This is a genomic window from Micromonospora sp. PLK6-60, from assembly GCF_019890675.1.
Taxonomy (GTDB): Bacteria; Actinomycetota; Actinomycetes; order Mycobacteriales; family Micromonosporaceae; genus Micromonospora.
Map to the genome: position 1 here is coordinate 1 of NZ_JAIOAA010000007.1, position 23,842 is coordinate 23,842.

Below are 23,842 nucleotides of genomic sequence, written 5' to 3' on the forward strand. Positions count from 1 at the left end.
CCGCCCGGGGCCCGAGCAACAAATCTTCGCCGCGGTTGAGCGACTTCGGCAGGCATGCGGATAGCGAAGCTGCTTCCAGTGGCTGCACGCCTTCACGGCAGCCCGGACCGAGAAGACCTCCACGACCCCCTCGTATCCTCGGCAGGTGATCATGGGGGAGGACCCGCAGGGGTAGCGGCCGCGTCGAGTCCAAGCAGATGGCCGATCCCGGCGGTGGCGAGAGGTGCTTTCGGCGCTGAGGGTGATCATGTGCGCTGGCGTTGTTGTGGTGCCGGCTTCATGGGCGTGCGCAAGAAGTTGGAGGCAGAACAGGACGAGGCGGCGCCGAAGGCCGCGGCCAGGGTATGGCTGCTACACCTCAGCGCCGGTGAGGAGTTGGGGCTGTCGCGGGTGCTGGTCGGCTCGCGCCATGACGAACTCCGCCAGCAGTGGCGGGACTGCCGGGCCGAGTGACCAGTTTCGGCCGGGAGCCGCCGAAGCTGGAGAGCACGGGGCCGACCTAGCATGCCGAACTGGTGACAGGAAAGCGTCGCAGCTGACTGGTATATGACATGCAGACGAGATCCGACAAGCTATGGCCCACGCAGGCAACAAAAGGTATAACGGTCCAATGCCGGTCATTGAAGTACTAACTACCGCCGTCGGCTCGTCTATCGCGAAGTGGATTATTGGCGAATGGATAGGCGACGGAATAGGCAAGGAGTTATCGAGTGGGCTGATTGACGCAATCAGCCCGAAGGTACCGGACTTTTTCCAACGCCGCCGCATTGAGCGACAAATGCAGCTTGTTGCAGAATCATCCGCTGAAAAGTTGGCACAGCTGATTGCCATGGAGTTCAGGGGCCTTGACGAGTCGGAGCAGATTGCGGCTGCGCATGCTGCCGGAGAAGTTCTTCTCCAAGGTCTGGGAGAAATGAATCTAGTCGCCTTGGATTATGATCCGGTTCGACTCAAAAAAGAGCTACTCACGTCGGGCGCGCAACGCGTCTACACTTACGGACTATCAGAAGACGCGGTTCACCTTTACAACCTGCTGCTATCCGAATCGTCAAGCTACATTATCGAGGTAGTCACGACCCTGCCTAGTTTCACAACGAGCTCTTCTGTTGAGATACTTCGCCGCGAAACAGCGTTGATCGACATGATCCGGGAGATCTACGCGAAACTGCCCGATCCAGGAGCAGGCGCTAAACGGACTGCTGCCGAAATAGCTGAATTCGAAACAAGCTATCGGCGGTTCGTTGCCCGCCGTTTAGACCGGCTCGAGCTATTTGGCCTATCGGCTTCAGAATTCAGCAGCCGATACGCCCTTAGTGTCGCCTACATTACCCTTGGCGTTAAGGCCGAAAGCAGGGAGTTCCGCCTTATCACCGAAGGAAAGGTTTTGGCGAACCAGCCAAAGGGCGAAAAAATCGGCGATAGCGTGAATCTGAGGATTGACGATGCCATCGGCTCAAGCACACGGATCTTCGTTCGGGGAGCGGCTGGATCTGGAAAAACAACTCTTATGCAATGGATCGCTGTGCGGAGCGCTCGAGGTGAGTTTGATGGACCTATGGAAGGGTGGAACCGCACCATCCCATTCTTCTTGCAACTTCGCAGGTTCTCCAAAGGCGCGCTGCCTACGCCTGACGAGTTTCTCTCGTTCGCAGGGAATGGGATCCTTGAAAGAGCCCCTACAGGTTGGGTGATCGAGCAGTTGCTTGAAGGGCGAGCAATTCTCCTGATTGACGGAGTCGACGAGGTTGCCGAGTCAGAGAGATCAAGGGTGCGTCGGTGGCTCGCGGATTTGATCGCCGCTTATCCCGATTGTAGATATGTCGTTACCAGTCGACCCTCCGCAGTTGCTGAGGACTGGCTGCAGAGCGAGCTATTCACAGCCGTAGATCTTCAGCCAATGACGATGACAGACATTAAAGAGTTCGTATCGCATTGGCACCAGGCTGCGGCGCGAAACGCTACAAGTGACGAGCATCTTGCCCAACTAGCCAGATATCAAGTGACCTTAACCGACACGATTGCAGCAAGTCGCCAGATTCGCAGTCTAGCGACGACTCCGCTTCTATGCGCGATGCTCTGCGCTCTTAATCGCGATAGGCGCACCCAGCTTCCGAAAGATCGTGTTGAGCTATACCGAATAGCGCTAGAAATGCTGCTCGAACGAAGAGATCTTGAGCGGGAAGTAGACGTCTCTCGTGATCCCCAGCTTTCACTGCCCGAGAAGCTGATCATCCTCCGAGAGCTTGCATATTGGCTTGTTCTGAACGAACAGTCCGACATTGAGTACGCCGATGTCATCCAGCGATTTACTCATCGCCTGAAATCGATGCCTGGAGTTCAGGCTGAGCCAGAAAGCGTGCTCAAGTATCTGCTGGTGCGCAGCGGGCTTCTGCGCGAGCCGGTGCAGGGTCGCATCGACTTCATTCACCGAACGTTCCAGGAGTATTTAGCAGCCGTCGAGGTATCCGAGCTTGGCCATATTCCAATGTTGGTTACTAGAGCAGCAGAGGATAACTGGCGAGAGGTTGTCATTTTGGCGGCGGGGACATGCCATAGCCGCCAAAAGGCAGAACTTTTGCAGGGCCTTCTAAGACGGGGACATAGCGACACGGAAAACCAGCATACCCTGTACCTCTTAGCAGTTGCTTGCCTTGAGACAGCGCGTGAAGTGCCCCCAGAGCTCGTAGGTGATATCAGTGATTGCCTTAACGAGCTGCTTCCTCCCAAGAACGTGACGGAGGCCAAGGAACTTGCATCGGCAGGTGAATTAGCGCTTGCACGACTATCCCAATATAACGATTCGCGAGCAGCCCAGGCTGCGGCGTGCGTGCGAGCAGCATGCCTAATCGGCGGGGAGTCATCTATATCGGTGCTGAAGGCCTTCAGCACCGATCATCGCAAAACCGTTCAGCGAGAGCTTCTTCGCTGTTGGTCATTGCACGACATGCCAGCCGAGTACGGCGAGCAGGTTCTTGGGGAGGCTCCACTGCTCGCTGGAGACGCTCATATTTCGGACTCTACTCTGCTGCCGTATTTACCCATGCTGAAAAATCTTAAGCGGCTTAACGTGACGTTGCGAGGGATCAGTGCCAACCTCGACAGTCTGAGGAATCAGCCACAATTGGCGCTATTTGACGCTCGCGGCAGCGCGAATATAGACGACCTATCCTTTCTTTCTGACGCTGAAGACCTTGTCCACCTCGATCTAGAAGGATGCGAAAATATAGAGGATTTAGGGCCCATTTCCAACTGCTCGAGTCTCATGCTGTTGGATGTTTCCGGTTCAAGCGTTACCGACCTGTCACCCCTCGCTGAACTTTATGACCTTTCATGGCTGTCCCTGCGAGGTTGCCACAATATTTCGGAGTGGAGCCATCTCAGCGAACTAGTCCGTATCGAATATCTAGATGTTTCCAACTGCTCCGGTCTGAACGATGTGGGATTTCTGACGGGGTGGGATAGGCTGGAGCGGCTGTACATGAGTGGGACGAATGCGAGTTCACTGGATTCCCTTGGCGCACTTCCACGCCTGAGAAGCCTGACGGCGATGTTCTCCGACAATCTTCGTGACATTTCGGGGCTAAGCGGGAATATGTCGCTACACGAAGCCGACTTCACCGATTGCGACGGCATCTACGATGCCGCCTCGCTAGTGAGTATCCCGGCACTAGAGCGACTCGACTTCGATGGTTGCGAGAACCTGCGAACCCTCCCCGCCGCCGCCGCGGTTCCTAACCTTCGATTCTTGGGACTTTTCGGATGTCGAAATATTCGTGACATCAGCGCCCTCGAAGGCTACTCGGAGTTGGCAACCCTTAATTTGTCGGGCACCTCTGTTGGCGATCTTTCGCCCCTTTCGCGGCTGCGCAATTTGACTCATTTATTTATGGGCAATTGCACGAATGTCGGCAATCTTAGTCCACTTGCCGAACTTCCGCATCTGAAGGTGCTGAGTTTGTCCGAAATCGATGGCCTGGATCTTCGCGAACTGTGGGGTCGATCTAGCAGCGATTTGACCGTGCATTTGCGTCGTGAACAAGTCGTTCATGGAGTCGATTCGTTCAAAGCGACAGGGGGACGAGTCCGCTACCTTGGATCCTATTACGATCGCTCGGCCAACTGAAATTTGGCCGAGCCGCCAGACCGGCGGCTGGGTGAGACCTGCGGCCAGGTGCCAGGGGTTGGCTGATGCGGAGCGGGTGACAAGCGGTCAGGTTCGCTGGCTGCGTCGAACGATCGGCCAGATGCGAGATCCGCCTCAGGCGGTCTGGCGTCGCCCCGGCCACTCATGCTTCCAAGGATGAGCGAGACCTAGTCGCCGTCGGACTCGACCGAGATTCGGCGTTGGGCGCCCAGCTCCGGTCGTCGGTCAGCTGCACTTTGGCCATTCCGGCACGGCCGGCTGTCCGCCGGCCGGAGGACAGCCGGCCGGACGACACCACTGCCGAAATAGCCTCTTTGAAATCAAGGCGCCGCGCTGGCGCGGCGCAGCCCGCCGTGCCCGGCCTGCTGGCGGCCTCCGGCCGGCATCGGCCGGGCACGGCGGACAAGCGGCACATCTGGATGGCCTATCCGCTCGCGTCAGGATCTCCAAAACGGCGACGCCAGACAGCGTCTACACCCGACCGGATTACCACAGCGATGTCGTTAACGGAGCGGACATAAGCAACCGCAGCCCCTGCTTCCGGCGCCGTCTTGCCGTGTGCCACGTCGTTTCGAAGCGCGCGGAGGGAGTTGAGTGCCTCTGTGGTTTCGTCGGAGATGACTCCCTGGCCGTGCAGCGCCGAAATTAGAGTGTACGCCGGAGAACTACTGCCCAGACGCTGACGAATATTCCTCGGCATCACGTCGGCCGCCGCGCTCGCCATGATTTCGCCGAGCAACGACCAGGACGCAACTACCGAGTAGGAGGGGTTCTCGCTCGCCCGCAGAGCGATCTCCCGGAAGCCGTCCTCCAGACGGTCGATCTCGGCGCCGCTTGGTGCCTCAGGGCCGCCCGGTGCCTCAACAGTCTCCGAGCGTGTGGCCTCTGCCTCAATCGCTCGTTCCACTTGCCGCTCGGCCTCACCGAACTCCGCCGCGAAGCTTCCCGCGCTGACTGACCGGAGCTGCCCCACACGCTTTGCAAGCGGCTTACGCAAGACCAAGAGGACGGTCAGTGCCAAGGCCGGCCAAGTCAGGTGGCCGACAAGCGCCGCAGCAAATTCGTAGCCATCCACAGCCTGCATCTTGCCGCAGTGCATCAAGTCTGCTGGAGGGACGATCGCCGGGCGGTTGGCCGTCACCGAGGTCGGGGCGATCGGCTGCCGCGCCGCTTCGCGGCTTGCCACCGCATAACGAGCCCGGGCGCGCGGAACGCCGGCGACACGGCAAGCCGCCCCCGGCCGCGGGGCCGGGGGCGGCGAGCCGTACGCCACCGGACAGCCCCGCACCCACCGCACCGCCGTGCCAGCCACGTGCCAGTAGCCGGTGTCCCAGAGGGTCACCAGCGGTCATGATCGGGCAGCACGACACGTCCGCCGACCAGGCGATCCGGGCAGATCATGACAGCCGAGAACGATCTTCCAAACTGACTACGCGGGTTCGATTCCCGTCGCCCGCTCCACAGCCTTCCGGCCGGTGCCGCCCGGCCCCCGGTCAGCTCGGGGTGAGCAGGCAGAACTCGTTGCCTTCCGGGTCGGCCATGACCGTCCACGGGACATCCACGTCGATGGCGGTGGCGCCGAGCGCCCGCAGCCGGGCCGCCTCGGCCGCCAGGTCGTCACCCGGGTACGGGCGCACGTCGAGATGGACGCGGTTCCACCCGGTCTTCACGTCGGGGGTACGGAGGAACAGCAGGTACGGGCCGACGCCCTTGGCGGAGCGCAGCAGCGCCTTCTGGTCGGTCACCTCGTGCACGGTCCAGTCCGTGGCCTCGCCCCAGAAGCGGGCCATGAGGCGCGGATCCGCGCAGTCGACCACCACCGAGGCGATCGGTCCGGTCTCGTCGTAGTAGGAGTCCAGCACGCAGAACTCGTTGCCCTCCGGGTCGGCCATGACCGTCCACGGGACGTCGCCCTGGCCCACGTCGGCGCGAGTGGCACCGAGCTCCGTCAGGCGCGCGACCAGCTCCGCCTGATGGGCCGCCGAGCGGGTGGCGAGATCGACGTGCACCCGGTTCTTGACCGTCTTGGGCTCCGGGGAGACGACGAGGTCGACGCAGACGGCGACGGGGGCGGGATAGACGAAGCCCTCGGGTTCGAGGTTGGTCACGCCGGGTCCCTCGCTGGCGAGCCCCCAGCCGAGCGCCGCCGCCCAGAAGCCGCCCAGCGCGGAGTCGTCCCGAGCCTTCATGTTGATCTGCACAAGCCGAGTTGCCATGCCGACGATGCTAGAGCGTGCTGCCGCCCCGGTGGGATCCCTCCGCTGCCCGGACCTTGCCGGCGGGAACGGCACGACCTCACAGTTTCAAGCCCTCCACCGTGTCGAAGCCGTACCAGTTGAGGGAGAAGTAGGCGCCAGCGGGCGGCACCGCGGGAAAGACGCCCCAGCTGTTGATGCCTTCCCCCGGCGCCAGGGAGAAATCCTCGCCGGGGTGCTGTGCGGTGCAGTACGTGTCCGTCGGATAGACACGCCGACCGTCCGCGAGGGTGAGTTTCGACGATTGCAGATCTGGTTGTGGCGCGGGACAACTCAACCCCCAGCCCCCGGGAGAGTGGTTCTGGTAGCGCAGGTGCACCTTGAGCTGCCCAGCGCGGGTGACCTCCAGACCGGTGAGCGTGATGGTGTTGGCGCCGTCGTCATAGAACGTACGGTTCAGCTTCCGTAGCCCCGCCTTGGCCGGCTTGACCACCGGGGCAGCGGTCCCGGCGCTGTCCGGCCGCGAGGGACCAGCGGGCTGAGCGTGGCCGTCGCCCTGCGGGCCCCTGTCATCGAACCCGAACCAGCCCACGATCGCGGCCGCGACGACGGCAACGACGACGCCGACCACAATCTCGGCGAGAATCTTCTTCACCGGAGCCGCCCCAAGCCCTCAAGCCGTCGATCAGATGTCGCAGATTCCCATGTAACGCGGCGACGCACTTCCGCGTAACGACGAAGACACCGATCCGACAGGCGGCGGCCGGCGCGACCGCGCCGGGTGACCCGGTCAGCCCGTGGCGGAGAGGTGCCACAGACCGGCGTGCCGGGGATCCCGGCGCACCCGGGGCACCTCGTCCGGTCGAGGCGACCAGTCGCGGTACGCCAGGAAGGCCAACCGCCAGGCGATCACGACGAACACGACGAGGCCCGCCGGGGGGATCAGCCACAGGAGCGCGTCCCGCCGGCGGTACGACACCCGCGGCGCGAGCCAGGCCGTCACCGCCATCGGAACCGCTATCCGGCTGACGTCCGCCAGCGGACCGCTGCCCAGCGTCGCCTCGACCAGCTCACGGAGGACCATCGACGGCACCGTGATCCCGAGCACGAGCAGCACCGTGATCAACGCGCGGGGGCCGCGGGTCAGGGGCGGGCGCGGGCCGGACGCGTCGTGGGCCATGGCCGGCAAGATACCGGCCGGCCGCCACCGCGCCGGCACCTGATGGACTCTTCCTTCTACTATGCGGAGAGTTCCACCACGGGCACAGGAGGTGGCGATGTCCCGTCGTCGGGTCGGGTGGGGTGCCGGCGCCGCGGCGGTGCTCGCCGCCGTGAACAGCGCGGTGATCAACGAACTGCACGCCGGCTGGCCGTGGTGGATCGCGGCGGTGCTGGTCACGGCCGCCGGGGCGGGGCTGGCGGCGGGGCTGGCGGTCCGGGCCCGGGCGCCGGCAGCCGGATCCGGTGCCGCACCGCAGGTGGGCGTCCGCGATTCCCAGGGCGTGCAGGTCGGCGACGGGAACCGGCAGCACAACACCTTCTCTTGACCGGAGCGGGGTCACGCTGATGGATTGGATCGGGATCTCCCACTCCTCGGGTGTCCAGGTCGGGGACCACAACGAACAGCACAATCACTACCAGCTCCCGCCGCCCGCCTACCGCTTGTCCGACTCCACGGCTCGGCCACGACGCCCGGTCGGCCCGCTACGCCCGGCCGAGCTGCTCGACGCCGGGCACGAGGTGGTTCCCTTCTTCGGCCGGGAGGAGGAACAGCGTTCGCTGTGGCGATGGCTGACGGCCGGCGACGGGGAATCGGACCGGGCGGTGCGGCTGTTCCACGGCCCGGGGGGACAGGGCAAGACGCGCCTCGCGGCGCAGTTCGCCGGGGCCGCTCGTACGGCGGGCTGGGACGTCCTGCTCGCGCACCGCGATCCGCGGGCGGCCGAACCCGCGCCGCGCCTGCGGCGGGGCGCCGCCGGGTTGCTGGTGGTGGTGGACTACGCCGACCGGTGGCCGGTCAACGACCTGCGTTCGCTGGTGACCGACAGCCGGCTCCACCGCCAGGTACCGGTGCGGATGCTGCTGCTGGCCCGCTCCGCCGGATACTGGTGGCAGGCGCAGCGGTACTGGCTCAGCCGGCTGGGCATCGCCGTGGATGAGCACGAGCTGACCGCGCTGGCGGCGGACGACGCCGCCCGGAAGCGGTTGTTCCGCACGGCCGTCGACCGTTTCGCCGCGCTGATCCCGCGGTCCCGGGCCGGCACCGCCCGCCGGTGGGACCTCACCGGGCTTGCCGACGGCACGGCCTTGACCGTCGAGCTCGCCGCGCTGGTCGCGGTGGTCGCCAGCCGGGAGGCGGGCACGACGCCCGCCGCCACGGTCGAGGACATGTACGGCTACCTGCTCGACCGCGAGGTCGAGCACTGGCGGCAGCTCTTCGTCGGCGGTGCCGTCACCAGCCCGCCCGAGCAGCTCGACCGGGCGGTGTTCGCCGCCACGCTGGCCGGCCCGGTGTCCTACGAGGCCGGCGAGCTGATCCTCGGCATGCCCGGGGTGGGCGCTGGCCCGGTCGACGCGCCTACGTTACGAACCGACCACGCGAGGTGCTATCCACCCCGCAGCGACGCGTCGGCACTGGAGCCGCTGCAACCGGACCGGCTCGGTGAGTCGTACCTGGCGCTGGCGTTGCCGGGTCATGGGCGGCAATCGTTCCCGGCCAAGCCCTGGGCGCCCGGTGTGGTCCGGGCGCTGCTGCGCGGCGCGGGCCTGCCGGCCGCCACGGCGGCCGAGGTCCGGGCCGACACGCTGCGCAGGCTCGTGGAGGTGGCGGCCGACTGGCGGCACGTTCGTCGGACACTGCTCGTACCGCTGCTGCGCGACGGTCCCGCGCTGGCCGTCGCCGCCGGGGGCGCCGTGCTGGCGAGGATCATCGACCTGCCCGACGTCGACGACGACCTGCTGGCGGCGATCGAGCCGGTCCTGCCTACCGGCCGGCACGTCGACTTCGACAACGTGGCCCGCGACGTGGTGGGCCGGCTCCACGCGGCTCGACTGACGCCCGACCCCGGTCCGGTCCGGCGTGCCGAGTTGCACATCGCGTACGGTCGTCGGCTCGCCTTCGCCGGCGACCGCGAGGCCGCCCTCGACCAGTTGGAGCTGGCCGTCGCCGCGGGTGAGCAGGCCCGGTCCGCCGCTGCCTCGGCGGAGACGTCCGCCCTGCTCGCCCGCGCCCTGCACCTGCGCGGGCACCGGCTGGCCGACCTCAACCGGTACCCGGCGGCGCTGGTCAGCGCCGAGCGAGCCGTGGCCCTCCTCACCTCGCTCGTGGGCGAAGGAGTGCCGGTCGACCACCGGCCGGCGCTCGCCGAGGCGCTGGACAGCCTGGCGACCCGCCTGTCGAACCTGCAGCGACACCAGGAGGCGGAGGCGGTGTCCCAACAGGCGGTGGCCTTGTTCGGCGGGATGCCGCTGGAGACGACGGCCGAGTTGGTCGGTCTGGCCGGGGCCCTCGCCAACCTGGCGGTGATCCAGGCGCACCTGGGTGAGACGGGCCGGGCGCTCGGCAACGCCCGCCGGGCGGAACGGATCTGGCGGGGGCTCAGCGACGCCGAGCCGGCGGTGTACCGGCCCGACCTGGCCGCGGCGCTCAACACGGTCGGGCTGCGGCACGCCGAGCTGGGCCAGCTCGACGAGGCGGCGCGGGTCGGCGCGGAGTCCGAGCAGATCCTCCGCGAGCTGGTCCGGGTCAATCCGGTGGCCTTCGAACTGCGACTGGCCGCCGTGCTGGCCAACCTCAGCGGATACCTCTGGCAGTTGCACCGTCGCGTCGAGGCGCTTGAGCTCAACGCCGAGGCGGAGCGCATCTTCGTCCGCTGGAACGGGACGAACTCGCCAGCGTTCCACGTCCATCTGCGCCGCGTGCGGGAGAACATCGCGGCGATGCGGGCCAAGCAGTCGCCGGTGGACCTGCGACGCTGGGAGCTGGGCGCGAACTCGTTCCAGAGCTGAGGCGACGGCGGCACCCCGCCAGCCACCCATGGGCCGGTACGGGGACCGGTGCGTACGATGCGGGGCCGGCGTCCCTCGTCCCCCCGCGGAGGTATCCACCGATGTCAGGTCAGCTCGACGGCTACGCCCTCGGCGTCGACCTCGGGACGTCGAACACGGTGGCCGTGCTGCGCTGGCCGGACGGGCGTACCCGGCCGCTGCTCTTCGACGGTCAGCCGATCCTGCCGTCCGGGGTGTACGCCGACGCCGAGGGTGGGTTGCACGCCGGCCGGGACGCGCAGCGCCTGGCGCAGGCCGAGCCGCAACGGTACGAACCGAACCCGAAGCGCCGGGTGGACGAGGCCGAGATCCCGCTCGGCGACCGGACCTACCTGCCCGCGGAACTGCTCGCGGTGACGTTGCGGGCGGTGGCGGACGCGGCGGTCGGCGCGCTGGGCTTCCTGCCGCCGGCCGTGGTGACGTACCCCGCGGCGTGGGACGCGGACCGACGCGCGGTGCTGCACGACGCGCTCCGGCTCGCCGGCTGGCCCGACGCCGCCGAGCACACGCTCTCCGGACCGGTCCCGCCCGGCACCCGGCTGCTGCGGGAACCCGTCGCCGCGGCCCGCTACTACACCGAGACGCTGCGCCGGCCGGTGCCGGTCGGCGCCGCGATCGCCGTCTTCGACTTCGGCGGGGGCACCCTCGACGTGACGGTGGTCCGCAACGAGGGCGCCGACCCGTGGGGCGACTCCGGTTTCCAGGTGATCTCCACGGGCGGGGTGTCCGACCTCGGTGGGCTGGACCTGGACTCGGCGCTGGTCGAGCTGCTGGGTGAGCTGGTCGGCGCGGATCACCCCCGGGAGTGGGAGCGGATCACCAGCCCGGAGAGCTCGACGGCCTGGCGCGACCGGCAGCAGCTCTGGGACGCGGTACGCGGGGCGAAGGAGATGCTCTCCCGCGCCACGGTCGCCCCGATCGCCGTGCCCGGGGTGGAGGAGCCGGCCCAGCTGACCCGGGAGGACCTGGAACGGCTGGCCGCTCCGCTGTTGCAACGGGCGGTGCAGGAGACCCGCCGGGTGGTCGAGGCGGCCGGTCTGCCCAGCACCGAGCTGGCCGGCCTGTTCCTGGTCGGCGGCTCGTCCCGGGTGCCGCTGGTCGCCCGGATGCTGCACACCGAGCTGGGGGTCGCGCCGACGGTGCTGGAGCAGCCCGAGCTGCCGGTCGCCGAGGGCGCGCTGACCGACATCCCGCTGCCGGCCGGCGCCCGCCGTCCGGGCGCGCCGGGTCGGGCCGGCCACCGGGTGGGCCCGCCGGCGATACCGGGCTCCACCCTGTCCGCCGATCCCGAGCTGACCGTGCCGGTCGCCGGCGGTCCTCCGCTGCCCGGCCCCGGCCTGCTCGCCGCGGGCACGTCGGGCCGGGCCACCGGTGGGGGCCTGCGCCGGTGGGCGCCCTGGATCGCGCTCGGCGCCGCGCTGGCCCTGGCCGGCGTGGCCATCCCGGTGGGGCTGTACTGGCTGAACCGGGATCCCTACCCCGCCCTGCGGTTCGCCAACGTCAGCGAGATCGCGCGCACGCCGCCCGCCGAGCAGCGGCCGACCCGGATGTTCACCGCGCTGCTGGAGGATCGCGCCTACCTCGCCGAGCAGCTCGACGACGATCAGCTCGACGTGCGGGCGGTGCGGGCCACCACCGGCGACGAACTGTGGCGGGTGCGCAGCTCGACCCGTACCCGGCAGTGGGCCTCCATCCAGGCGGTGCCCGGCGGGCTCCTGCTGGTCGGTGGCCCGTCCGCCCCCGGCCCCACCCGGGATCTGATCTTCCTCGACGGCGGGTCGGGGCGGCAGCGTTGGCAGCAGGCGATCGGCGACGACGACAAGGTCTTCGTCGGCCCGCGGACGGCGGTCTGGGTGGACCGGGCCGGTGGCCGCCTGGTCGGTCTGGGCGTGAACGACGGCGAGCAGAAGTGGGTCAAGGCCAACCCCCGCGACCGGTACGGCGGCACCGACACCCAGGTGGTGGTGCTGAGCACCGACCAGTCGCTGGGCGGCCCCTCCTACTTCGACGGCCGGCCGCGGACCCCGTGGGTGGGTGACGTCGACCGGCTGGTCCAGGTGGGCGCGGACCGGTCCGTCCGGCTGATCGACCTGTCCAGCGGCAAGCTGCTGCGCGAGCGCCCGAACGTCGCCGACGTCGACGACCGGCTGGTGGCGCACGCCGACCGGCTGTACGTGACCGAGAACCAGAGCGGCTACCGGCTGCTCTCCTACGACTTGGCGACGCTGGGCGAGCCGACCACCCTGTACACCAGCCCCGACGACCAGCGCCGGCCGCTGGACCTGGTGGCGTGCGGGGAGCACCGGGCGTGCGTGCTGGAGGAGCGGATCGGCGACGACGGGCGGACCGAGGTGATCGCGGCGGCGGAGGGCGAGAAGCTGCGCCGGTGGGCGGCGCCGAGGGCCGAGGACCTGGTGCCGCTGGGCGAGCACCTGCTGGCCCGGCGCACCTCCTCGGACCAGTACGTCACCCTCTTCGACCCCCGGGGGCGCGCCGTGCTGGCCGACCGCACCGGTGTCGCCGTCCGGATCGACGGCGGCAACCTGCTGGTCTTCGCCAAGCCGCCGAGCGCGTACGAGGACGACCGCAGCGTCGCCGGGATGTCGGTGGCCGGCGACCTCCCGTTCGAGATGGGACAGCTCCCCGGCGTGCGGAGCGAGACCTGCTCGTGGAACTCGGCGGTGATCGCCTGCGGGGCGGAGAAGGACTTCGTGCTGTACCGCTTCACCGGCTGACCACCCGGCGTCGGCGGCTATCCCGCCGTGCCCAGGTCGCGGAAGACCGTCAGCGCCGACGGGTCGTCGATGGTGGGCGGCACCGGTTCGTCGCGCCCCTCGACCAGGGCGCGCATGGTGCGGCGCAGGATCTTGCCGGAGCGGGTCTTCGGCAGCGCCGGCACCACCGTCACCCGGCGGAACGCGGCCACCGGGCCGATCCGCCGCCGCACCAGGGCGACCAGCTCGGCGGCGAGGGCTTCCGGCGCCACCTCGGCACCGGCCTTGAGCACCACGTATCCGCTGGGCACCTGGCCCTTGAGCGGGTCGGCCACCCCGATCACGGCGCACTCGGCCACCGCCGGGTGCCCGGCCAGCACCTCCTCCATCGCTCCGGTCGACAGCCGGTGGCCGGCCACGTTGATCACGTCGTCGGTGCGGCCCATCACGTAGAGGTAGCCGTCGGTGTCGAACCGGCCCCCGTCGCCGGTCAGGTAGTGGCCGGGGAAGGTGGTCAGGTACGACCGGACGTACCGCTCGTCGTCGCCCCACAGCGTCGGCAGGCAGCCGGGCGGCAGCGGCAGCCGGATCACGATCGCGCCGTCGGTGCCGGCGGGCACCTCCCGGCCGGCGCCGTCGAGCACCCGCACGTCGTACCCGGGGACGGGCACCGACGGCGAGCCGGGCTTGATGGGCAGCGGTTCCAGGCCGCGCGGGTTCGCCGCCACCGGCCAGCCGGTCTCGGTCTGCCACCAGTTGTCCACCACCGGCACGCCGAGCCGCTGCCCCGCCCACTCCCAGGTGTCCGGGTCGAGGCGCTCACCGGCCAGGAAGAGGGTACGCAGGCGGGACAGGTCGTGTCCGGCCAGCAGCGCGCCGTCCGGGTCCTGCCGGCGGACGGCCCGGATCGCGGTGGGCGCGGTGAACAGGGCCGCCACCCGGTGCTGGGCGGCCACCCGCCAGAACGCCCCGGCGTCCGGGGTGCCGACCGGCTTGCCCTCGTAGAGCACGGTGGTGGCGCCGGTGAGCAGCGGCGCGTACACGATGTAGGAGTGGCCGACCACCCAGCCGACGTCGGAGGCCGCCCAGAACACCTCCCCCGGCTCGATGCCGTAGACGTTGCGCATCGACCAGCGCAACGCCACGGCGTGTCCGCCGTTGTCCCGGACCACGCCCTTCGGCCGGCCGGTGGTGCCGGAGGTGTAGAGGATGTAGAGCGGGTCGGTGGCGGCCACCGGCACGCACTCCACCGGCTCCGCCCCGGCCATCACCTCGTCCCAGGTGACGTCCCGGCCGGGGACGAGGTCCGCCGGCCGCTGGGGTCGCTGCACGATCACGCAGCGCCGCGGCGCGTGGGTCGCCTCGGCCAGCGCCGCGTCGAGGATCGGCTGGTAGGGCACGACCTTGTCGACCTCGATGCCGCAGGAGGTGGCCACCACCACGGTCGGCCGCGCGTCGTCGATGCGGACCGCCAGCTCGTGTGCGGCGAAGCCGCCGAAGACCACCGAGTGCACCGCGCCGATCCGGGCGCAGGCCAGCATCGCGATCACCGCCTCCGGCACCATGGCCAGATAGAGCAGCACCCGGTCGCCCCGACCCACGCCGAGCCGGCGCAGCGCCCCGGCGAACCGGGCGGTCTCGGCCAGCAGCTCGGCGTAGGTGAGGCTACGGACCGTGCCGGTGACCGGGCTGTCGTGGATCACCGCCGGCTGCTCGCCCCGGCCGGCGGCCACGTGCCGGTCCAGCGCGTTGTGGCAGGTGTTCAGCTCGGCGTCCGGGAACCACCGGTACAGCGGCGCCGCGCTGTCGTCGAGGATCCGCTCCGGGGGCCGGAACCAGTCGATGTCCGCCGCCGCCTCCCGCCAGAAGCCGGTCGGGTCGGCGATGCTCCGCTCGTACGCTGATCGATACGCGCCCATGGGGCCATGCTGGGTGGCCGGCGCGGGCCGGCACGACGGCCGACCGGGTCCGGTGCGCCGGACGCACCACCCGGCTCGCCGAACGGCCGGGCACCACCGGTGGGCGGCGGCGGAGCAGCCTGACCCGACCGTGGCCCCGGCCGGGCGGATGAACCGGGCCGGGCCGGGTATGCACTCGCCGTCCTGTTGGGGGAACGACCGGTGTCGCGGCGCTCCGCGACCGGGCGCGGGGCGGGCGGCGTGCCGCCGGCCCGCCCCGCCCATGCCGGCCCGGCCCGCCGGTGGGTCAGCTGCCGGTGATCCAGTTCCAGGCCGAGACGACCCACTCGGTCTGCCGCAGGTACGCGATGCCGAGGACGGTCAGGAAGACCGCGCTGACCAGGTGGGCGCCCCGCGCGCCCCGCCGCACCCGGCCCAGCTGCCGCTCCCACACCACCCGGCCGACCAGCCGGGCCAGCGCGAACAGGCCGACCGCCACCAGCAGGCTGAGCAGGAAGGTCAGCAGCGGCGCGCCCAGGTCGCCCCGCCCGGAGATGGCCCAGATCCCCCAGCAGACGAAGGCGAAGAGCCCGGCGGCGGCGCTCCACTGCCCGCCGATCTTGAGCTGGGCCGCGTGCCAGCTCATCGGCCGGCGCGGCGCCTCCGCCTGGCCCGCCCAGTGGACGTGCTCGTCGACCACCGGGAACTGCTCGGTGCGCTGGCGCCGGGGACCGACGGTGGCCCGCCCCCGCGAGAAGGCGTCGGGCTGCGGCGGCACCCCGACACCGGGCTGCGGCGGCACCTCGACGGTGCGTTCCGCCCACGGCTGCGTCTGGTCTGCCATCTCGTGTTCCTCCCCCGGACCGGCGCCGACCCTCCGGCCGGCCCCTCTCCGAGGGTAGCCAGCGCGCAAATGGGTCGCCGCCCCCGTACCCGATCGGATAGACACATCCGGTGACGGACATCCAGGTCGGCCGGGCCGAGGACTACGACGAGATCGGCCGGCTGCTCGCGCTGGCGTTCCACGACACGGTGGAACCGGAGACCCACGAGATCGAGCGGGGCGTCTTCGAACCGGAACGGTCGCTGCTGGTCCGGGACGGGGACCGGATCGTGGCGCACGCCGCCGCCTTCACCCGGGAACTGGCCGTGCCCGGGGCGAGCGTGCCGGCCGCGCACGTGACGATGGTCTCGGTCGCGCCCACCCACCGGCGGCGCGGGCTGCTCACCGCGCTGATGCGCCGGCAGCTACGCGACGTCCGCGACGCCGGCCGGGAGCCGATCGCCGTGCTGTGGGCCAGCGAGGGCCGGATCTATCCGCGCTTCGGCTACGGCCTGGCCGCGCAGCGGCTCAGCCTGGAGTGCGACCACACCGAACTGCGCCTGCCCGACCCGACGCCCGCCGAGGGCACGCTGCGGCTGGAGCCGCCGGCGCCGCGGCAGGCCGAGCTGGCCCGACTGTACGAGCGGGTCCGCGCCGAGCGGCCCGGCTGGTCGTCCCGCGACGACCGGTGGTGGCGCTACGTGCTCGGCGACGTCGCTGCCCGCCGGGGCGGGGCCACCGAGCGACAGGCGCTGCTGCACGAGGGCCCGGACGGGCTGGACGGGTACGGGCTGTACCGCACCAAGGACCACTGGGACCGGATGGGCCCGCGCGGTGAGGTGCTTGTCGACGAGGTGGTGGCGGCCACGCCCGAGGCGTACCTGGCGATCTGGCGGACCCTGCTCTCGCTGGACCTGACCCGCCGGTTGACCTACTTCCGGGCGGCGGTGGACGAGCCGCTGCTGTGGCTGGTGAGCGAGCCCCGCCGGCTGGGCGCCGGGGTGGTCGACGCGCTCTGGGTCCGCGTCGTCGACGTGCCCGCCGCGCTGGCCGCCCGCCGGTACGCCACGCCGGTCGACGTGGTGATCGAGGTGACCGACGAGCTGCTGCCCGAGAACACCGGCCGTTGGCGGCTGGTCGGTGACGCCGTCGGGGCCGCCTGCACCCCCACCGACCGGCCGGCCGATCTCGCCTGCGACGTACGCGCGCTGGGCGCGCTGTACCTCGGCGGGGTCGGGGCGGCGGTGCTGGCCGCCGCGGGCCGGCTGCGCGAGCTGCGGCCCGGGGCGCTCGCCGCGACCGCACCGGCCCTCGGCTGGCACCGCGCCCCGTCGCCCATGGAGATCTTCTGACCGGCCCGTCCGCCGAGGTGCTGCGCCTTCCCGGCAACCGCGACGACGCCGGACCCGCCGCCGACCGCGTCCCGGCCCGATCCGGACTGGCCGGACGGGCGACGGGACGGGCGCCGGGCGGTACGGTCGGCTGATGGGTGATGCGGAACGACGGCGACGCCGGCTGCGGCACCAGCCGGACCTGGACGCGGTCGGCCGGGAGGCCGACGGGGTCACGGCCAGCACCGCCCCGGTGCACGACAACGCCGAGCCGCCGCCCCGGGCCCGCCGCAACGGCCCCGGCGAGGAGGGTGAGCGGGGGCTGCGTGGCCTGGTCGGCTCCGGCTCCTCCCAGGTCGGGCTGACCGCCGCCCTGCGGGCCCGGGACGCCGCCCGGCCGAACGAGGACGACCTGGCCGAGGCCGAGGCCCGGATGGTGATCATCCGGCGCAACTGGGTGCCGCGCGAGGACCTCCCCCGCCCCGGCCGCTGACCGGGCGCAAGGAAGGGCCCCCGCTTAACGCATTCGGTATAGGAGGGGCCCCCGCTTAACACCTGTCAGCGCGCCCGGCGCACGGCGGCGGCCGGTCGGCGGCCGCCGGATCAGGCGGGCAGGGCGGTCGGCGGCGGCCGGATCAGGCGGGCAGGGCGGTCGGCGGCGGCCGGATCAGGCGGGCAGCTCGGGGAGCTGGCGGCTCTCCTCGTACGTGGCCACCTGAGCGATCCGGCGGGCGTGCCGCGGGTTGCCGGAGAACGGCGTGCTGAGGAACGCCTCGACGATGGCGGTCGCCTCGTCCAGGGTGTGCTGGCGGGCGCCGATCGCGACCACGTTGGCGTCGTTGTGCTCCCGGGCCAGCTGCCCGGTGTCGATGTTCCAGGCCAGCGCCGCGCGCACCCCGGCGACCTTGTTGGCGGCGATCTGCTCGCCGTTGCCGGACCCGCCGATGACCACGCCGAGGCTGCCCGCGTCGCGGACCACCCGGTCGCCGGTGTGCAGGCAGAACGCCGGGTAGTCGTCGTCGGCGTCGTAGGCGTGCGGGCCGACGTCGACCACGTCGTAGCCCTGCTTGGCCAGGTGGTTGGCCAGGTGCACCTTCAGCTCGAAACCGGCGTGATCGGATCCCAGGTAGACGCGCATACCGCGCAGTCTGTCAGGCCGCCTCCCGGGCCGACGCGCGGGCGGCGGCCCGGAGGCGGATTCGTCACACCGGCATCAGCGGGGCAGTTCGGCGACCACCAGCCCGGCCCGGGCCTTCGGGGTGAACCAGGTGCTCTTGCGCGGCATCTTCTCCCGGGCCAGGTTCACCGCGACGAAGTCGTCCACGGTCACCGGGGCGACCAGGATCGCCAGCTCCGCCCGGCCCGCGTCGACCTCACCGGTCAGCCAGGAGGCGGGATAGTCGCCGCCGACGTACGTGATCCGCTTGTCCCCCGGGTCGAGCCCCAGCGCGTCCCGCAGCACCAGCCGCTCGACCAGGGCGTGGTCCAGGTTCTCCAGCCGGCCGCCGCCGACGTGCGGCAGGCGCACCGCGTACCCCTGGCCGGCGAGGTGGAGATGGACGGTGCCGCCGGCCGCCGGCACGCCGGTCGGGCCGGCGACCGGGGTGATCTCCGCGCCGGCGGCGCGGAGCCGGTCGAGCAGCTCCGGCGCGGTGGTGGTCAGCTCGCTGACCAGCCGGTTGTACGGCTGGATGGCCACCGAGGCCGGCGTGGTGATCACCGAGAGGAAGCGGGGCAGGCCGCCGGTCTGGGCGGCCAGGCTGCGGTGGTTGCCGTCGGCGACCACCAGCTCGCCGCCGCCCGCGAGCGCGGTCAACCGGTCCTGCTCCGGGCCGGGACCGACCAGCCAGATGGCGTGCGTACGCCCGGCCTGGTCGGTGTCGGTCGCGGCGGGCGCCCCGGCCGACTCGGTCACCGCAGCGAGCGCGGCGTGCAGCTCGTCGCCCCGCCCGGTCTGCAACAGCAGTACGGGCGAAAGCAGGTGGCCGAGCGCCTCGGCCAGCGCGACCCGCTCCCGCACCTTGGCGATGAAGACGTCCTCGTTGCGGATCACCAGACCCGGCTCGTCGGCCCGGGTGGAGATCTGGTCCGTGTCGACCATGGCGAACAGCCCGTACGCGGGCTCCTCGCCGGGCGCGCTGATCCGGTAGAGCACCACCACCTGCTCGGCCGGCGTGTAGCTGCCGTCCGCCTTGGCCTCGGTGAGCCGGGCCACCGCGTCGGGGAGCGCGTCGAGGAAGGACTTCCCGAGGCTCTCCGGCGCCCGGTGGGGCATCTCGATGCCCAGGGCACTGTGCGGGTTCGCCTCGACGATCGCGGTGATCTCCGCGTCGTCGGCGAACTCGTCGTAGTTCTGCGCGCCGGTGCCGCCAGTGGTGATCCAGGCCCGGGCGATCGGATGCACGACCGTCATGCCCGATGACGCTACCCGCGCCCCCCACCCCACCGGCGCGGGACCCGCACGCGTCCACCAGATGAAAGGAGGGTGCCCTTGTTAACGCCTCCGGTAGAGCAGGGGCCCCCTGTTAACACCTTCGGCCGGTCAGCCGTTCCGGTCGGCCGGCGGGTGCGGGCTGCGGTGCCGACCGGGGGCCGGGGTGCTCGGGCGGCGCCCCGGCACCGGGCCGGCGGGCCCGGCCGGGTGGGACGGCCCGGCCGCCGGGCCGAGCCGTACGGTCGTGGCGCCCGGCGGCACCGGACGGCCCGCCGGGGTGACGGCCCGGGCCGCACCGGCCGGGCGGGGACCGGCGACCGGGTCGGCCGGCGGGGCCAACCGGGAGCTGGCCGCGACCCGGGCGACGCCGACCACGATCGGCGGGGCGAGCAGGTCGACCAGTTCCGCCGGGAGGGACGGCCGGAGCTCGGGCCAGTCGGCCTCGGCCACGGACCAGTACGTCGCACCGGGGTCCCCGGTCACCACCTCCGGCGGCGACTCGTCGGACGGGTGGCGGTGCTTACCCATGGGGAACGCCTCCAGGAGCTGCCAGGGGTGCGGCCCGGAGGCCGCCGGCGGGGACAACACCCGGTGAAACGAGACCCGCGCCGCCCGGGTGACGCCTGGGCGGCGCGGGGTTGCGGGCTGTTAACAGGGGGCCCCTGCTCTACCGGAGGCGTTAACAAGGGCACCCTCCTTACCCCTCAGTCGAAGATGGGGGGCTGCTCGCGGGTGCGCTTGAGCTCGTAGAAGCCGGGGGTGCCGGCGACCAGCAGGACGCCGTCGTAGAGCCGCCCGGCCGCCTCGCCCTTCGGGGCGGGGGTGATCACGGGGCCGAAGAAGGCCACCATCGCGCCGTCCGGGCCGGGGGCGTGCACGACCGGGGTGCCGACGTCGGTGCCGACCGGCCGCATACCGGCCTCGTGGCTGGCCCGCAGCGCCTCGTCGTACGCCGTCGACTCGGCGGCGTCGGCCAGCGCCGGGTCCAACCCGGCGTCGGTCAGCGCAGCCGCCAGCAGCTCCCGACCGAGCTGCTCCTTGCCCAGGTGGATCCGGGTGCCGAGGGCGGTGTACAGCTTCCGCACCGCCGCCGGGCCGTACCGCTGCTCGACCGCGACGCAGACCCGCACCGGGCCCCAGCCGGTCTTCATCAGCTCCTGGTACTCCGCCGGCAGGTCCCGCCCCTCGTTGAGCACGGACAGGCTCATCACGCGGAAGCGGATGTCCACATCGCGGACCTGTTCGACCTCCAGCAGCCAACGGGAGGTGATCCACGCCCACGGACAGATCGGGTCGAAGAACATGTCTACGGCGACGCGCTCGGCCACAGTGAGATCCCTTCACGATGCGACGCCGGGCCTCCGGCGCCTCTCCCTCGATCCTCACCCCGGCGGGCATCGACCGGCAGCGGAATGAGAGCGTGACCTCGACCACCGAGGGGCGTGGTGCATGGAAGACTCGATCCCGGGCCCGGCCGCCACGAACGGCCGCCGGGGTCGCGACGCCGGGCAGCGGCGATAGTGGGATGGAGACGAAAGTGCCGGGAGTGCGCAACCTGAATCAGGTCGAGGCCACCGAGCGGGCCCGTCTGCTCGACGTGACCGGGTACGACATCCGCCTGGACCTGTCGACCGCCGTACAGGCCGGCGGACGGACGTTCCGGTCCGTGACGGAGATCCGGTTCCGCTGCGCCGAGCCGGGTGCCAGCACGTTCATCGAGACGGCGGCCGAGTCGGTGCGGTCCGCCACCCTCAACGGCACCCCGCTCGACCTGACCGGCTGGTCGGCCGAGAAGGGCCTCGACCTGCCCGACCTGCGGGCGGAGAACACGCTGGTGGTGGACGCCGACTTCGGCTACTCCAGCAGCGGGCAGGGCCTGCACCGCACCGTCGACCCGGTGGACGGCGAGACCTACCTCTACAGCCAGTTCGAGACGGCGGACGCGCAGAAGGTCTTCGCCTGCTTCGACCAGCCCGACCTGAAGAGCGTCTACACCTGGCACGCCACCGTCCCCGACCACTGGCGGGTGGTGTCCAACATGCCGGTGGAGCGGGAGGAGCCGGCCGGCGAGGGGTTGAAGACGGTCCACTTCGCCGAGTCGGCCCGGATGAGCACCTACATCACCGCGCTCTGCGCCGGCCCGTACCACGAGGTCCGGCGCACCCACGACGGCATCGACCTGGGCTACTTCTGCCGCGCGAGCATGGCCGAGCACCTCGACGCCGATGACCTCAACCTGATCACCACCCAGGGCTTCGACTTCTTCCACGAGAAGTTCGGCGTGCGCTACCCGCTGCCCAAGTACGACCAGCTCTGGGTGCCCGACTTCAACGCCGGCGCGATGGAGAACTTCGGCTGCGTCACGCACGCCGAGTCGCACTACATCTTCCGCTCCCAGGTCACCGACTTCGAGTACGAGCAGCGCGCCAACACGATCCTGCACGAGCTGGCCCACATGTGGTTCGGCGACCTGGTCACCATGCGCTGGTGGAACGACCTGTGGTTGAACGAGTCGTTCGCCGAGTGGGCCAGCCACTGGTGCAACACCCACGCCACCCGGTTCAGCGACGCGTGGACGACCTTCCTCTCCATCCGGAAGAACTGGGGCTACCGGCAGGACCAGCTCTCCTCCACCCACCCGGTCTACTGCGAGATGCCGGACCTGGAGGCGGTCGAGGTCAACTTCGACGGCATCACCTACGCCAAGGGCGCGAGCGTGCTCAAGCAGCTCGTCGCGTACGTGGGCGAGGAGCCGTTCCTGGCCGGCCTGCGGGCCTACTTCGGCAAGCACGCCTGGGGCAACGCCACCTTCGACGACCTGCTCTCCGAGCTGGAGGCGGCCTCCGGCCGGGAGCTGCGCAAGTTCGCCGCCCAGTGGCTGGAGACCGCGCAGGTCAACACGCTGCGCCCCGAGGTGGAGATCGACGGCGACGGCAACTACCAGCGGGTGGTGGTGCGCCAGGAGGCGCCGGCCGAGCACCCGACGCTGCGTACCCACCGGATCGGGGTCGGCCTCTACGACCTGACCGACGGGCGGCTCGCCCGCCGGGAGCGGATCGAGGTGGACGTCACCGGGGAGACCACCGAGCTGTCCGCGCTGCACGGCAAGCGGGCCGCCGACGTGCTGCTGCTCAACGACGAGGACCTGACGTACGCCAAGCTGCGGCTGGACGCGCGGTCCATGGCGACCGTGGTGCAGCACATCGCCGGCCTCGACTCGTCGCTGTCCCGGGCGCTGTGCTGGGCCGCCGCCTGGGACATGACCCGCGACGCCGAGCTGGCCGGCCGGGACTACGTGGCCCTGGTGCTGGCCGGCCTGCCCGCTGAGACCGACATCAACCTGGTCACCGCCACCGCGCGGCAGGCGGCCACCACGCTCACCGTCTACGTCGACCCGGAGTGGGCGCCGACCGGCTGGGCCGAGCTGGCCCGCACGGCCAGGACCGCGCTCGCCGCCACCGAGCCGGGCAGCGGCTTCCAGCTCGCCTGGGCCCGCACGTACGCCTCGGCGGCCCGCTCCGCCGAGGACCTCGCCATCCTGCGCGGCTGGCTCAACGGTGGCGACGTGCCCGCCGGGCTGACCGTCGACACCGAGCTGCGCTGGTCGGTGCTCCAGTCGCTGGTGGCCAACGGCGCGGCCGGGGCCGCCGAGATCGACGCCGAGCTGGCGAACGACCGCACCGCCAGCGGCGAGCGAGAGGCCGCGTACGCCCGGGCGCTGATCCCCACCGCCGAGAACAAGGCCGCCGTCTGGGCCGAGCTGACCGGCCCGGAGCAGCTGCCGAACTGGCGGCAGCGGGCGCTGCTGCAGGGCTTCAGCCACCCGACGCAGGTGGACCTGGTCGCGCCCTACCGCGACCGGTACTTCGCGGCGGTCGGCGACGTCTGGGCCAGCCGGGACAGCGAGCCGGCGCAGGAGTTCGCGCTGCTGGCCTACCCGTCGTACCTGGTCGACGAGGACACGGTCGCGGCCACCGACGCCTTCCTGGCCGCCGAGGGTCACCCGGCGTCGCTGCGCCGGCTGGTCGCCGAGGGCCGCGACGGCGTGGTCCGCGCGCTGAAGGCCCGGGCCCGGGACGCACGCAGCGCCTGACCACCGAGGTACGCGGCCCGGGGCCGGCGTGGGCGGGAGCCCGTACCGGTCCCGGGCCGTTAGCGTGACAGACGTGATGGCAGATCCGGTTCACGAGCGGCGCCCGACGGAGCACGGCTGGCCGGCTGGCCCCGCTGACCCCAGACACCGCGACTAGCCGCGA

18 protein-coding genes are annotated in these 23,842 nt (G+C 70.7%); 8 read left to right on the top strand and 10 right to left on the bottom strand.

Annotated features, from left to right (window positions below):
• Positions 1-285 precede the first annotated feature (285 nt).
• The gene (locus K7640_RS15310; RefSeq protein ID WP_222955506.1) at positions 286-453 is read left to right on the top strand and encodes a hypothetical protein; all 168 of its coding nucleotides are present in this window, start codon (positions 286-288) and stop codon (positions 451-453) included.
• A 157-nt stretch (positions 454-610) separates the two neighbouring features.
• Positions 611-4,123, top strand: a complete 3,513-nt coding sequence (locus tag K7640_RS15315; protein WP_222955507.1) for an NACHT domain-containing protein — start codon at positions 611-613, stop codon at positions 4,121-4,123.
• 445 nt (positions 4,124-4,568) lie between these two features.
• On the opposite strand, the gene K7640_RS15320 is transcribed toward K7640_RS15315, so the two are convergent.
• From K7640_RS15320 to K7640_RS15335, 4 genes are all read right to left on the bottom strand, one after another.
• Positions 4,569-5,330, bottom strand: coding sequence for a hypothetical protein (locus K7640_RS15320; protein WP_222955508.1), 762 nt, complete (start codon positions 5,328-5,330; stop codon positions 4,569-4,571).
• Between the two features lie 307 nt (positions 5,331-5,637).
• Entirely contained in the window at positions 5,638-6,360 is a 723-nt protein-coding gene (locus K7640_RS15325; protein WP_222955509.1) for a VOC family protein, read from the bottom strand.
• 79 nt (positions 6,361-6,439) lie between these two features.
• The gene (locus tag K7640_RS15330) at positions 6,440-6,994 is read right to left on the bottom strand and encodes a hypothetical protein (protein ID WP_222955510.1); all 555 of its coding nucleotides are present in this window, start codon (positions 6,992-6,994) and stop codon (positions 6,440-6,442) included.
• Between the two features lie 135 nt (positions 6,995-7,129).
• Complete coding sequence (locus K7640_RS15335; RefSeq protein WP_255609163.1) at positions 7,130-7,519, bottom strand: hypothetical protein; 390 nt, start codon at positions 7,517-7,519, stop codon at positions 7,130-7,132.
• 97 nt (positions 7,520-7,616) lie between these two features.
• On the opposite strand from K7640_RS15335, the gene K7640_RS15340 reads away from it, so the two are divergent.
• The 3 genes from K7640_RS15340 to K7640_RS30610 all read left to right on the top strand — a co-directional run bounded on the left by K7640_RS15340 (position 7,617) and on the right by K7640_RS30610 (position 13,121).
• Positions 7,617-7,886: an RIP homotypic interaction motif-containing protein gene (locus tag K7640_RS15340; RefSeq protein WP_222955511.1), complete on the top strand. Its 270-nt coding sequence runs from the start codon at positions 7,617-7,619 to the stop codon at positions 7,884-7,886.
• A 19-nt stretch (positions 7,887-7,905) separates the two neighbouring features.
• On the top strand, positions 7,906-10,347 hold the full coding sequence (locus tag K7640_RS15345; RefSeq protein WP_222955512.1) for a tetratricopeptide repeat protein: 2,442 nt from the start codon (positions 7,906-7,908) through the stop codon (positions 10,345-10,347).
• A gap of 101 nt (positions 10,348-10,448) precedes the next feature.
• Positions 10,449-13,121, top strand: a complete 2,673-nt coding sequence (locus tag K7640_RS30610) for an Hsp70 family protein (protein ID WP_222955513.1) — start codon at positions 10,449-10,451, stop codon at positions 13,119-13,121.
• 17 nt (positions 13,122-13,138) lie between these two features.
• Here K7640_RS30610 and K7640_RS15355 read toward each other — a convergent pair whose 3' ends face one another.
• On the bottom strand, positions 13,139-15,019 hold the full coding sequence (locus K7640_RS15355; RefSeq protein ID WP_222955514.1) for a propionyl-CoA synthetase: 1,881 nt from the start codon (positions 15,017-15,019) through the stop codon (positions 13,139-13,141).
• Positions 15,020-15,305: 286 nt separating this feature from the next.
• On the bottom strand, positions 15,306-15,842 hold the full coding sequence (locus K7640_RS15360) for a hypothetical protein (RefSeq protein ID WP_222955515.1): 537 nt from the start codon (positions 15,840-15,842) through the stop codon (positions 15,306-15,308).
• Between the two features lie 110 nt (positions 15,843-15,952).
• On the opposite strand from K7640_RS15360, the gene K7640_RS15365 reads away from it, so the two are divergent.
• Positions 15,953-17,173 (top strand): GNAT family N-acetyltransferase, encoded by a 1,221-nt coding sequence (locus tag K7640_RS15365; RefSeq protein ID WP_222955516.1) that lies wholly within the window; start codon positions 15,953-15,955, stop codon positions 17,171-17,173.
• Between the two features lie 133 nt (positions 17,174-17,306).
• Positions 17,307-17,645 carry a hypothetical protein gene (locus tag K7640_RS15370; protein ID WP_222955517.1) on the top strand — a complete coding sequence of 113 codons (339 nt, stop codon included), beginning with the start codon at positions 17,307-17,309 and terminating at the stop codon, positions 17,643-17,645.
• Between the two features lie 174 nt (positions 17,646-17,819).
• Here the strand turns inward: K7640_RS15370 and K7640_RS15375 are convergent, their stop codons facing one another.
• The 4 genes from K7640_RS15375 to K7640_RS15390 all read right to left on the bottom strand — a co-directional run bounded on the left by K7640_RS15375 (position 17,820) and on the right by K7640_RS15390 (position 20,914).
• Complete coding sequence (locus K7640_RS15375) at positions 17,820-18,290, bottom strand: ribose-5-phosphate isomerase (protein ID WP_222955518.1); 471 nt, start codon at positions 18,288-18,290, stop codon at positions 17,820-17,822.
• 75 nt (positions 18,291-18,365) lie between these two features.
• Positions 18,366-19,565, bottom strand: coding sequence for a DUF1015 family protein (locus tag K7640_RS15380; protein WP_222955519.1), 1,200 nt, complete (start codon positions 19,563-19,565; stop codon positions 18,366-18,368).
• A gap of 129 nt (positions 19,566-19,694) precedes the next feature.
• Positions 19,695-20,114, bottom strand: coding sequence for a hypothetical protein (locus K7640_RS15385; protein ID WP_222955520.1), 420 nt, complete (start codon positions 20,112-20,114; stop codon positions 19,695-19,697).
• 176 nt (positions 20,115-20,290) lie between these two features.
• The gene (locus tag K7640_RS15390) at positions 20,291-20,914 is read right to left on the bottom strand and encodes a disulfide bond formation protein DsbA (protein WP_222955521.1); all 624 of its coding nucleotides are present in this window, start codon (positions 20,912-20,914) and stop codon (positions 20,291-20,293) included.
• Positions 20,915-21,132: 218 nt separating this feature from the next.
• Between K7640_RS15390 and pepN the strand changes: the two genes are divergently transcribed.
• The gene (gene pepN, locus K7640_RS15395) at positions 21,133-23,679 is read left to right on the top strand and encodes an aminopeptidase N (RefSeq protein WP_222955522.1); all 2,547 of its coding nucleotides are present in this window, start codon (positions 21,133-21,135) and stop codon (positions 23,677-23,679) included.
• The last annotated feature ends 163 nt before the right edge of the window (positions 23,680-23,842 follow it).

Bases quoted from the DNA above. Each gene is read 5' to 3' on its own strand.
- K7640_RS15355 (WP_222955514.1), bottom strand. From the start codon at position 15,019: ATGGGCGCGTATCGATCAGCGTACGAGCGGAGCATCGCCGACCCGACC.
- K7640_RS15335 (WP_255609163.1), bottom strand. From the start codon at position 7,519: ATGGCCCACGACGCGTCCGGCCCGCGCCCGCCCCTGACCCGCGGCCCC.
- K7640_RS15375 (WP_222955518.1), bottom strand. From the start codon at position 18,290: ATGCGCGTCTACCTGGGATCCGATCACGCCGGTTTCGAGCTGAAGGTG.
- K7640_RS15340 (WP_222955511.1), top strand. From the start codon at position 7,617: ATGTCCCGTCGTCGGGTCGGGTGGGGTGCCGGCGCCGCGGCGGTGCTC.
- K7640_RS15360 (WP_222955515.1), bottom strand. From the start codon at position 15,842: ATGGCAGACCAGACGCAGCCGTGGGCGGAACGCACCGTCGAGGTGCCG.
- K7640_RS15380 (WP_222955519.1), bottom strand. From the start codon at position 19,565: ATGACGGTCGTGCATCCGATCGCCCGGGCCTGGATCACCACTGGCGGC.
- K7640_RS30610 (WP_222955513.1), top strand. From the start codon at position 10,449: ATGTCAGGTCAGCTCGACGGCTACGCCCTCGGCGTCGACCTCGGGACG.
- K7640_RS15345 (WP_222955512.1), top strand. From the start codon at position 7,906: ATGGATTGGATCGGGATCTCCCACTCCTCGGGTGTCCAGGTCGGGGAC.
- K7640_RS15325 (WP_222955509.1), bottom strand. From the start codon at position 6,360: ATGGCAACTCGGCTTGTGCAGATCAACATGAAGGCTCGGGACGACTCC.
- K7640_RS15315 (WP_222955507.1), top strand. From the start codon at position 611: ATGCCGGTCATTGAAGTACTAACTACCGCCGTCGGCTCGTCTATCGCG.
- K7640_RS15370 (WP_222955517.1), top strand. From the start codon at position 17,307: ATGGGTGATGCGGAACGACGGCGACGCCGGCTGCGGCACCAGCCGGAC.
- K7640_RS15385 (WP_222955520.1), bottom strand. From the start codon at position 20,114: ATGGGTAAGCACCGCCACCCGTCCGACGAGTCGCCGCCGGAGGTGGTG.